Here is an 11,174-nt window from a genome sequence, read left to right as displayed (position 1 = left end):
TTCTAGGCGCTCGTCGCCGCACCGACAACCCGGTCGGTCGCGAGCGAGCGGCCGCGGAACTCCGCCACGACCTCTCCCCCGGCATCCGTGACCGTGACGTCGTAGAGACCGGTTCGGCCGGTCCGGATGCGGCGCACCGCCGTCGCGCGGAGCGTGTCACCGGCGCGCGTCGACCGGAGGAACGTGATGTCGGCGCCCGCCGCGACCGTCACGCGCTCGTCCTCGTTGCACGCGACGGCGAAGGCGGTGTCGGCGAGCGCGAAAACGATCCCCCCGTGCGTGATGGCGAAGCCGTTCGTCATGTCGTCGCGGACGACCATGCTGAGCACGGCGCGGCCGGGTTCGTCGACCTCGAGCCGCATGCCGAACGCCGCGAAGGTGCGGTCCTCGCGCAGCATCCGGCGGAGGGTGGTCACGGCGCCGCCTCCGCGGACTCCTTCGCGGACTCTTTCGCGACGAGGGTCAGCACGTCGTACGACGCGACGAGCTCGTCACGCTGATTGCGGATGACGGCATCCCACCGCACTTCGCCGTACTCGTCCGTCTCGCGCGGCGTGATCTGCTTCGCCGTCAGCACGACGCGGATCTCGTCGTCGGGTGAGACGGGCGTCACGAACCGCAGGTTCTCCAGACCGTAGTTGGCCAGCACGGGACCCGGCTCGGGATCCACGAAGAGACCGGCGGCCCACGAGACGAGCAGGTAGCCGTGCGCGACGCGTCCGGGGAAGAACGGGTTCGCGGCCGCCGACTCCTCGTCCATGTGCGCGTAGAAGGTGTCACCCGTGAAGTGCGCGAACGTCTCGATGTCGTCGAGTGAGACGGCCCGCGAGGCCGACGCGACCTGGTCGCCGATCCGCAGCTCCGCGAGGGACTTCCGGAACGGATGCCGTCCTCCGGCCTCCGACGCGGCCCCCTCGTGCCACACACCCGTGAGCGCCGTCAGCATCTCGGGCGAGCCCTGCACGGCCGTCCGCTGCATGTGGTGGAGGACCGCCCGGATGCCGCCGAGCTCCTCCCCGCCGCCCGCGCGGCCGGGTCCGCCGTGCACGAGGTGCGGCACGGGAGCACCGTGGCCCGTCGAGGTGCGGACGTTGTCACGACTGAGGAACAGCACGCGGCCGTTGTACGCGCCGATCCGCGACATGAGCTCGACCGCGACGCCGGGGTCGTTCGTCGCGACGCTCGTCACGAGCGAACCGCCGCCGCGATCGACGAGGTCGGCCGCCTCCGCGAGCGTCTCGTACGCCAGGACGCTCGCGACGGGACCGAAGGCCTCGATCTCGTGCACGGCATCGGCGGTCGTGTCCGCGAAGCCGACGAGGATCGGAGCGAGGAAGGCGCCGTCGGGAGCGTCTCCGCGGGTGCCGTCCGCGCGCACGACCTCGGGGGGTTCGATCGAGCCGAGGAGGATCGAGCCACCGGCATCCGTCAATCGCTTCACTTGCGCGAGGACGTCGTCCCGCTGCTCGACAGAGACGACGGGACCCATCGTGACACCGTCGGCGTGCGGATCGCCGATCACGACGCGCTCCGCGATCTTCGCGCGAAGGGCCTCGACGAGAGCGTCCACGGTGGCTGCGGGGACGATCGCGCGACGGATGGCCGTGCACTTCTGCCCCGCCTTGGTCGTGAGCTCGACGAGGAGCTGCTTCACGTACGCGTCGAACTCCGGCGTGCCGGGCACGGCATCGGGACCGAGGACGGAGGCGTTGATCGAGTCGGTCTCGCTCGTGAACCGGACGCCCTGCGGCGCCTGATCGCGCAGACGCTCGGCGGTCGAGGCGCTTCCCGTGAAGCCCACGAGGTCGCCGAGGCGGAGATTCTCGAAGAGTCCGGGCACACGGCCGCTCACGAGCTGCAGTGTGCCGTCGGGAAGGAGCCCGGACTCGACGAGGATGCGCACCCAGGCTTCCGCGACATACGCCGTGGGGGTCGCAGGCTTGATGATCGACGGCACTCCGGCGAGGAACGCCGGGGCGAACTTCTCCAGAGCGCCCCACATCGGGAAGTTGAAGGCGTTGATCTGGACGGCGACGCCGGGGAGCCGCGTGAAGATATGCCTGCCGAGGAATGTGCCGTCCTTCGAGAGCGGCTCGGCCGGACCGTCGACGAAGACGCGGGCGTTCGGCAGCTCGCGCCGCCCCTTCGAGGAGTACGTGAAGAGCACGCCGATGCCTCCGTCGACATCGCTGAGCGAATCGCGCTGCGTCGCCCCCGACCGCTTCGAGAGGTCGTACAGCTCCTGCTTGCGCTCCGAGAGGACGACGGCGAACTGCTTCAGCAGCATCGCGCGCTGGTGGAACGTCAGTGCGCCGAGCGAGCGCTGACCGACGGAGCGCGCGTGGGCGATCGCTCCCGCGAGATCGATCCCCGACGTGCTGACCCGCGCGACCGGCTCGCCCGTCGACGCGTCGCGGACGACCGTCGCGTCGGCGGTATCGGAGGGCGTCCACCACGCATCCTGCAGATAGCTCGGAAGGATCTCGTTCATCACTCGCTCCATTCGTAGAAGCCGCGACCGCTCTTGCGGCCGAGGCGGCCCTCGGCCACCATGCGGCGCAGCAGCGCGGGGGGTTCGAATCGGTCGCCGAGCGCCGCGTGCAGCTCTTCGGCGATGCCGAGCCGCACGTCGAGCCCGATGATGTCGGTCGTGCGGAGCGGACCGACGGGATGCCGGTACCCGAGCTCCATCGCCGCGTCGATGTCCACGGCGCTCGCGACGCCCTCTTCGAGCATCCGGATCGCTTCGAGCCCGAGCGCGACGCCCAGGCGACTCGACGCGAAGCCGGGCGCATCGCGGACGACGACGGCGGTCTTCCCGATCGCCTCGACCCACCCGCGCGCGGTGGCCTCGAGCTGCCGTCCGGTCGCGGCGCCCATGACGACTTCGACGAGACGCGACGCGGGCACGGGGTTGAAGAAGTGCAGGCCCAGGAAGCGGTCGGGACCGGGGATCCCCGCGGCGAGGTCGTCGATCGAGATGGAGGACGTGTTCGTTGCGATCACGGTCTCGGGAGACACGGACGCCGCGACCCCCCGGAGTGCCTCGAGCTTGAGGGCGCGATCTTCGGGAACCGCCTCGACCACGAGATCGCACTCCGCGAACGCCTCCGACGCGGTCGCGACGACGAGTGCGTCATCGAACTCGGCGAGCGCGCGGGTCGTCGCGTCACGCTCGATCGAGCGGCTCAGGTTCTCGCGGACACGTGCCGCCGCGGCATCCGCCTGCGAACGGTCCCGCTCCACGACGGTGACGTGCGAGCCGGCGAGGAGGAACGCGTGCGCGATGCCGGCCCCCATGCGCCCGCCGCCCAGCACGCCGACGTGCGGGGGGACGCTCCGATGGCTCATCGCCGCCTCCGTTCCAGGAACGCCGCCATGCGCCGGTGCTTCTCGGGGCTCTCGAAGAGCTCGGCCTGCAGCTCGAGCTCGATCGCGGGGTGCGCCTCGGGCGGAGTGAGCAGCGCCGACTTGGTGTGGCGCGTTGCGAGCGGGTCGTTCGCGGCGATGCGGTCCGCGAGCGCGTGGGCCGCCGCGAGCAGCTCGTCGGCCGGGTGGATCGCCGACACCAGGCCCCACGCGAGCGCCGTATCCGCATCGAGGATGCGCCCCGTGAGCAACATCTCCGCCGCGCGCGCCTCGCCGACGATCTGCGGGAGGCGCCACGTCGCACCGGCGGCGGCGATGATGCCGAGGCCCGTCTCGGGGTTGCCGATCTTGACGGCGGGCGTGGCGATGCGAAGGTCGGCCGCGTACGCGAGTTCCGCGCCGCCGCCGAGCGCGTAGCCGTCAATCGCGGCGATCACCGGCATCGGCAGCGCGCGGATCCGCCGGAACGCGGACGTGTTGATGCCGGCGCGCGCGTCGGCCGCCGTGCGCTCCTTGAGCTCCGCGATGTCGGCACCCGAGGCGAAGACCCCTCCGGCCCCCGTCAGCACGAGCAGGCGCGGCTCGGCCTCGAGCTCGGCGCACAGCTCGTGCAGGGCATCGATCGTGGCCTGATCGATCGCATTGCGCGTCTCGGGACGGTCGAGCGTCGCGACGACGCGGTCCGCGTGGCGTTCGACGATGAGCGGCTCAGGGACGAGGGGCTCAGGCATCGATCCGCTCCAGGATCATCGCCGTCCCCTGGCCCACGCCGACGCACATCGTCGCGAGGCCGAAGCGCACGTTCTCGCGCTCCATGCGACCGAGGAGCGTCACGAGCAGGCGGCATCCGCTCGACCCCAAGGGGTGACCGAGAGCGATCGCACCGCCGTCGGCGTTGACGATCGCGGGATCGAGCCCCAGCCGCCGGATCGACGCGAGCGACTGCGTCGCGAAGGCCTCGTTGAGCTCGACGGCGCCGATATCCGCGATCGTGAGGCCCGCTTTCGCGAGCGCCTTCTCCGTCGCCGGGACGGGCCCGAGGCCCATGATCTCGGGGGCGAGAGCAGCGGATGCCGCGGCCACGACGCGCGCTCGCGGAGTCAGCCCGTGACGGGCGACGGCATCCTCGCTCGCGACCATGACAGCGGAGGCGCCGTCGTTGAGAGAACTGGAGTTGCCGGCCGTGACGACCGAGCCGCCTGCGACGACGGGCCGCAGGCGCGCGAGCGCCTCGAGCGTCGTGTCGCGCCGAGGCCCTTCGTCGGCGGTGACGTCGCCCGAGGGCGTCGGAACGCCGACGATCTCGGGCGCGAGCCTGCCCGCGTCGATCGCCGCGATCGCCTGCTCATGGCTCCGCAGCGCGAAGGCATCGGCATCCGCTCTCGAGATCCCGCCGATGCGGGCGACCTCTTCCGCCGTCTCGGGCATCGAGAACGTCGCCTTGTCGCGGGCGGCCAGCCGGGGGTTGGTGAAACGCCAGCCGATCGATGTGTCGAAGGCCTGGCCGGGCTTGGCCCAGGCGCGATCGGGCTTCGCCTGCACCCAGGGGGCGCGGGTCATGGACTCGACGCCGCCCGCCAGGAGCAGGTCGGCGTCGTGGGCGCGGATCGCCTGCGCGGCGAGGGCGACGGCCGACATCCCCGACGCGCAGAGCCGGTTGACGGTGATGCCGGGGACGGAGTCCGGAAGGCCGGCGAGCAGGACGGCCATCCGGGCGACGTTGCGGTTGTCCTCTCCGGCCTGATTGGCGGCGCCGAGGTAGACCTCTTCGATGGCGTCGACCGGGGCACCGCTCCGACGGACGGCCTCCCCCACGACGAGGGCGGCGAGGTCGTCCGGTCGCACGCCCGCGAGCGCGCCGCCGTAGCGCCCGATGGGTGTCCGCACTCCTCCGACGAGGTAGGCCTCGGGCATCCGTCATCCCCTTCCGTCCCCCGCGCCGTCGCGGGGTCTCCCGGCCAGTCTCAATTCCCAACCGATCGTTCAGTAATCATGCCAGACCGCCCCCTCCCCCCTCAACTCCCCTCCCCTTCAACTCCCCTCCCCCCTTTCTCGTCGAGACTCCGCGATCTCGCCAACCCACCCCGTTGTGTGCGCGCAATGACGGGGTGGCTCGGCGAGATCACGGGATCTCGGCGAGAAAGGAAGGAGGTGTCAGACTGTGCGGGTGATGAGTGAGGCGACGGGAGCGCGCCGGGGACGACCCGGGTACGACCGGGATCAAGTGCTCGCCGTCGCGGTGCAGCTGTTCAACGAGCAGGGGTACGACGCGACATCCGTCGCCGATCTCGCCCAGCGGCTCGGCCTCACGAAGTCCGCCCTCTACCACCACTTCACCTCGAAGGAACAGCTGCTCGCGCTCGCGCTGGACTCGGCGCTGACGGCACTCGAAGCCTCCCTCGACGCGGCACAGACCGCCGAGGCATCCGCTGCAGAGCGACTGCGCGCGGTCGTTCACGGCGCCGTCGCGGTCCTCATCGATCACCTGCCCGAGGTGACGCTGCTGCTGCGGGTGCGGGGCAACAGTCCGACCGAACAGGCCGCCCTCGAGCGCCGCCGCGTGTTCGACGCGCGCGTGGCATCGCTCGTCTCCGACGCGCAGTCCGAAGGCTGGGTGCGCTCCGACGTCGACGCGGCGATCGCAACCCGTCTCATCTTCGGCATGATCAACTCCGTCGTCGAGTGGTACCGCCCTGGAGGACCCGTCGACCGCGACGCGCTCGCGCGAGACATCCTCACGGTCGTGCTCGATGGGCTCATCTCGCGCGACCCGCCGCCGGTCCGATAGCGCGGGCGTCCGCACTCCCCTGTGGCGGTGTCCGCGGGGCGGCCTACGCTGGGGCCGTGCCGACGCTCGAGGACGTGTCCCGGATCGCAGCAGCGCTCCCGGGGACGGAGGAACGACGCATGACCGGGGGCCGTGCATGGTTCGTGCGCAACCGACTGTTCGCGTGGGAGTGCCACCCTTGGCCGAGCATCCCCGACGATATGCGTGCCATCATCGCGTCCGAACTCGTGGTCGCGGTCAAGGTGGCAGATCCTCTCGATTCGCTCGCCCTCCTCGACATGGCACCGGAGGTCTTCCTCCGCAGCACGACGCGCTGGAGCGAACCGAAGGTCGCCTTCCGCATGGCGGAGATAGACCCGGACCACCTGGCAGAGCTCGTCATCGAAGCGTGGTTCACCCAGGCTCCGAAGTACCTTCGCCGCACGCTCGACGCCACCTGAAAAGGGAGGCGCGACATATGACGCGTCCGGCATAGGTCGTACTGCTACATTGACCCCCGCACGACGCTTCCGGTTACTCGCCTGACTGTCTGAGGGATCCCCCATGCCTGCCAACGTTGGCCGCGCGCATCGTCGCGCCGTCGTCTTGACCGCCGCGATCGCACTGGTCGTCAGCCTCGGCGTCGTCGCCCAGCCGGGGGCAGCGGTCTCGCTCCCCGCCATCGAGGAGTTCGATGTCGCGGCGGGCGCGGAGTTCCCGGTCGATGCCTTCAGCGGCGAACGCGAGGCGGTCGCGAGCGACGCGCTGCTCCTCTCCGACCCGACGAGCGGCGTCGTGTTCGAGCGCGTGACGAACGCCGAAGGCACCACGCTGACGGGTGACGTGCGGGGCGACGAGCCGCAGCCGAGCCTCGGGCAGCGTCCCATGATCGTGCCGTCGGGCGTGACGGATGCCGGGCGGATCACCGCGGCGTTCGTCGAGCGCACCCTCGAACTCGACCTGGTCGGGCAGGGGTCGAGCGGCTCAGGGCCGATGCTCCAGCTCGCCTCCCCGGGCGACGCGGCCGGCTACTCCGCTGGGGCCACGACGCTCGCCGCGCCGGTCGACCAACCCGTGACGGGTGAGACCTACGTCATCAGCCCCCGTGACGTGCTGGAGTACACGACCCCGCCGAGCGGTGTCGCCGCCCTCACGAACACCCCGACGATCGGGTTCAACCCGATGCAGGTGCGGGGCGTGCCCGACCTCGGCAACCCCGAGAGCCAGCAGCAGTGGACGGTGCTCGGACAGGGTGAGGGCCCGGAGGGGCTGCCGCAATTCCAGCTCGTCAACCGCAATGACGGTGCATGCCTCACCGTCGGCGGTCTCGACGCGAACTTCACGTTCCTCGAGACCGATGTGTGCGACAGCACGATCAAGCGCCAGCTCTGGCAGGTGCGCGAGCTCCCCGACGGCTTCGGCCCCGGCTACAACCTGTACAGCGTCGGAGACCGCGGCTGGATGTGGGCGGATGGCGGCATCAGCACGCAGCAGGCGGAAGGCCAGGCGAGCCTGAACTACCAGGTTCAGGAGAACGAGTTCTTCTCCTGGGGATGGCAGTGGCGGAAGGTCCAGCAGTCGACCCCCATCCCGGCAGCCGTGTCGCTCCCCGCGGAGGACCGCGCGGACTACCCGTTCGACCTCGCGGTCGGCGACGTCGACAACGCGCGCGACGCCAACGTGCTGCCGCGCGACGAGGCGGTGGTCGCGCACGCCGCCGAGGGTGAGCTGCTGCTGAGCGTCGTCGACTACAACGCCGATGAGAACGCCCTGCTCGTCTCGACGCTCGAGACGGGACAGAACATCGGCTCGGCTGCATCCGGTGGCGAGTACTCCCCGATCGCCGTGAACCTCGCCGACCTCGACGGCGACGGGATCGCCGAGATCGTCGCCACCTACGCGACGACGAGCGGCGTCTTCGCCCTCGTCGCCCGCTACAGCGTGACCCCCGATGGCGCGCGCGCACTCGAGCTCGTCGGGTCGCCCGTCTCACTCGGCATACCCGCCCCCTCCGGGGCGTCGTACTCGGCCGACGCGGGCGTGGCCGACCTCGACGGCGACGGCGTGCAGGAGATCGCGTGGGCCGGGGCGAACTCCTCCTCGGGCAACGAACCGACGCTGTGGACGGCGTCGATCGCCGTGACCGACGGCGTCGCGACCGGCGGCAGGGAGTCGGTAACCGGGCTCGGCGCCGGAGCCGTCCCGCTCGCCGACGGCGCCGGCCTCGCGGCGCGCGTGCGCGTGGAGACGGGTCAGTTCCAGGCGCAGCTCGCGGGCTCCGGCATCCGTCAGGTCGCCGTCACGTGGGAGGACACCGGCGGCACGTGGGTCGACGTGCTGGCCGCGTACGAGGGCCAGAGCACGGCGTCACGCGTGTTCCCGGAGGCCGTCCGCGTCCCGCAGGTGGCCGGAAGCGGCGGCGTCACGCTCGCCGTGGGAGGCTTCGCGAACGCCGGCGGCGCCGACAACGCCTCGTGGGGCATCGCGGTCTCGGCGGTCGGCGGGAGCGGTACGGGCAACGCAGTGACGCTCGTGCAGCCCATCGAGCCCGGACAGGCGCCCGCCGTGCAGCAGCTCGCTGTGGCGCCGAGCAACGGCAGCACCCTCACCCGGCCCGGGTGGCAGGTGACCGCCTACGACCCCGCGGGGGCGAGCCTCGTGCTCGGCGACCCGCTCGTCTTCACCGTGGAGGAGCTCGTCAAGCTCAGCCTGGTCGCCGGTCAGCCGCCCGCGCACTCCGACTGGCTGAACGGCGGGTTCGTCAACATCTCGCGCAACCAGGACTTCTCGCTGACGATGGGCGACTCCAGCAGCGTCTCGTACCAGAACGGCACATCGCAGGAGTCCAACCAGACCTACGACCTGACGGGCCTCATCGACATCTCCGGGACCGCGAAGTTCGGCGTCCCCTTCCTCGAGAAGACGAAGGTCAGCGCCGACATCGCCGCGAAGATCGGCGGCGCGTGGGAGAAGATCCGTACGTCGCTCCAGTCCCTCGGATCGTCGCAGTCGAAGACGATCAACCAGAAGACGCAGGACGACGACATCGTCAACGCGATCGTGCAGGACTACCGGGTGTACCGCTACCCCGTGCTCTCGGTCGAGACGTGGGGGCGCACGGATGCCGCGACGTCGGGCTGCGACACCGGATGCTACGGCTTCTGGGACGTCGTGGTCCCCGGCGACCCGGTGCCGGTGTTCGGCTCCGGCAAGTCCTTCGACTTCTTCGAGCCCGCGTGGCAGAACGGCAACGCTCTCTCGTACCCGCAGCTCGTGAACGGCAAGGTGCCGCTGACCGACGTCGGACCGTTCACCTACACCGACGCGAACGGCACGACGCAGACGTCGGACGCACCGCTCGTGAACGACCAGTTCGTCATCGGGGGCACGTCCTCCACCGAGACGCTCGACGTGTCGCAGACCACGGGGACGGGGTCGTCGGAGAAGTCGTCGTCGGGCTGGAACTTGGGCTTCGATGCCAAGGGATCGGCCTCGGCGAAAGTGAAGGTGCCGTTCGAGTCGCTCAAGCTCGGTCTCCAGCTCGGCATCGGCTTCAACACGAACCAGACCTTCACCGACAGCAGCACCGGTCAGACCGACAACTCCCACGCGAGCACGTTCGGCATCGAGGTGCCCGAGGTCGACAGCAACCGGGGCTACGCCGTCGGTGCCGCCTACTTCTACGGCAACGACGGGGCTCCGCGAGTGTCGTACGGAGTGGATCTCACCGCTGACGCCGAATCGCGCGAATGGTGGCTGACCAATTACGGAGTGAACGCCGACCCCGCGCTCAACCTGCCCTACGCGAGCATCCTCACCTACGACCAGATCGAGTATCTCGGTGTGCCCGAGTGGAACCCGCTGGCATCCCGGCAGGAGATCCGCGGCTTCACCGCGCGGATGCCGTACAGCGACGAGGCGACCACCTCGGGCGCCGTCTACGCGTCGGGCCCGGGGGTGGGCGACCCCGTCGTGTTCGACGTCGAGGTGTCGAACTACAGCCTCGCCTCGATGGGCGAAGAGCTCACGGTCGACTTCATGGCGGTGCCGGTCGATGCCAACGGACTGAAGGTGACCGGCGACCCGATCTCGATCGGCCGCACCACCGTCGACCGCATCGACCCGCAGTCGAGCGTGACGGTGTCGTCGCCGCAGTGGACCGCGGTCGGGTCGGAATCGGGCGGCGCGCAGAACTACCGGGTGTTCGTCGTGCTGGACCAGGACGACAGCGTGACCGAGATCCACGAGTGGGCGGGGACTCCCGCGACGATCTGCCCGTCGAGCTCCGTCCAAGACGAGGCCGAGCTCATCGATCCGATGACCGGCGACCCCGAGACCCTCACGTGCGGGCAGAACAACCAGGGCTACGGCCTGGTCTCGGTGTACCCCGCGTCCGATGTGCCGGAGACCGAATCGGCTTCCGCCGCTCGGGCTGCCGTCGCTTCCGCCGAACCGACCACCCCGAGCCTCGTCGGGGCGGGTGTGCTCACCCGCGACGAGGCCACGCTGCACCTCACCGGCGACTCCGCGGCCCCCACCGTCACGGCGGGTCACGCGACCACGGTCCTGCTTCGGGCTGACGGCCCGGAGGATTCCCGCGACCACCAGACGGTCGTCGTGTACGACGGCGACCCGGCCGACGGCGAGGTCGTGGCCGTCACCACGATGCGCGGCGTCCGCGCCGACGGCACCTCGGTGGCATCGTTCACGTACGTCCCCGAAGAGGAGGGCACGCACGAGCTCCGCGCGGTGCTCCTCGGCGGTACGTCGAGCGGAGACGGCCTGCTCGTGCGCATGAACGCGGTCAGTGACGCCGAGGGCGGCGACGGCGGATCCGGCACGGACGGCGGCGCGGGTGCGGGCGGCAACGGGGAAGGCACCGCATCCGGCGGCGACCTCGCCACGACCGGCACGGACGGCGGCGCCTGGCTCTGGCTCGGACTCGTCGGCATCCTGCTCGCCGCGGCTGGCGCGGTGCTGGTGTCCCGACGGAACCGACACCGCCGGCAGGTCTGACGGAGGGTCGGTCGCTAGCCTG

The 11,174-nt window shown here is 70.8% G+C and carries 8 protein-coding genes; 3 read left to right on the top strand and 5 right to left on the bottom strand.

The window, feature by feature from the left end; translation table 11 throughout:
• Positions 1-2 precede the first annotated feature (2 nt).
• The 5 genes from paaI to FBY39_RS06200 are packed head-to-tail and all read right to left on the bottom strand — an operon-like array spanning position 3 to position 5,283.
• Complete coding sequence (paaI, locus tag FBY39_RS06220) at positions 3-416, bottom strand: hydroxyphenylacetyl-CoA thioesterase PaaI (protein ID WP_260837464.1); 414 nt, start codon at positions 414-416, stop codon at positions 3-5.
• Positions 413-2,491 carry a phenylacetic acid degradation bifunctional protein PaaZ gene (gene paaZ, locus FBY39_RS06215; protein ID WP_141931115.1) on the bottom strand — a complete coding sequence of 693 codons (2,079 nt, stop codon included), beginning with the start codon at positions 2,489-2,491 and terminating at the stop codon, positions 413-415. Before paaZ ends, paaI begins: the two co-directional genes overlap by 4 nt.
• Positions 2,491-3,351, bottom strand: coding sequence for a 3-hydroxyacyl-CoA dehydrogenase family protein (locus FBY39_RS06210; RefSeq protein ID WP_141931113.1), 861 nt, complete (start codon positions 3,349-3,351; stop codon positions 2,491-2,493). Before FBY39_RS06210 ends, paaZ begins: the two co-directional genes overlap by 1 nt.
• Positions 3,348-4,100 carry an enoyl-CoA hydratase/isomerase family protein gene (locus FBY39_RS06205; RefSeq protein ID WP_141931111.1) on the bottom strand — a complete coding sequence of 251 codons (753 nt, stop codon included), beginning with the start codon at positions 4,098-4,100 and terminating at the stop codon, positions 3,348-3,350. Before FBY39_RS06205 ends, FBY39_RS06210 begins: the two co-directional genes overlap by 4 nt.
• Complete coding sequence (locus tag FBY39_RS06200) at positions 4,093-5,283, bottom strand: acetyl-CoA C-acyltransferase (RefSeq protein WP_141931109.1); 1,191 nt, start codon at positions 5,281-5,283, stop codon at positions 4,093-4,095. Before FBY39_RS06200 ends, FBY39_RS06205 begins: the two co-directional genes overlap by 8 nt.
• A gap of 256 nt (positions 5,284-5,539) precedes the next feature.
• On the opposite strand from FBY39_RS06200, the gene FBY39_RS06195 reads away from it, so the two are divergent.
• From FBY39_RS06195 to FBY39_RS06185, 3 genes are all read left to right on the top strand, one after another.
• Positions 5,540-6,157 carry a TetR/AcrR family transcriptional regulator gene (locus tag FBY39_RS06195; protein WP_141933949.1) on the top strand — a complete coding sequence of 206 codons (618 nt, stop codon included), beginning with the start codon at positions 5,540-5,542 and terminating at the stop codon, positions 6,155-6,157.
• 56 nt (positions 6,158-6,213) lie between these two features.
• Positions 6,214-6,597: a hypothetical protein gene (locus FBY39_RS06190; RefSeq protein WP_141931107.1), complete on the top strand. Its 384-nt coding sequence runs from the start codon at positions 6,214-6,216 to the stop codon at positions 6,595-6,597.
• A gap of 103 nt (positions 6,598-6,700) precedes the next feature.
• Positions 6,701-11,152: a hypothetical protein gene (locus FBY39_RS06185; protein WP_141931105.1), complete on the top strand. Its 4,452-nt coding sequence runs from the start codon at positions 6,701-6,703 to the stop codon at positions 11,150-11,152.
• Positions 11,153-11,174 lie beyond the last annotated feature (22 nt).

Origin of the sequence: Microbacterium sp. SLBN-146, assembly GCF_006715145.1 — a bacterium.
Lineage (GTDB): Bacteria > Actinomycetota > Actinomycetes > Actinomycetales > Microbacteriaceae > Microbacterium.
Note: the sequence above shows the minus strand (reverse complement) of the source record. Positions and strands in the feature narration are given on the sequence as shown.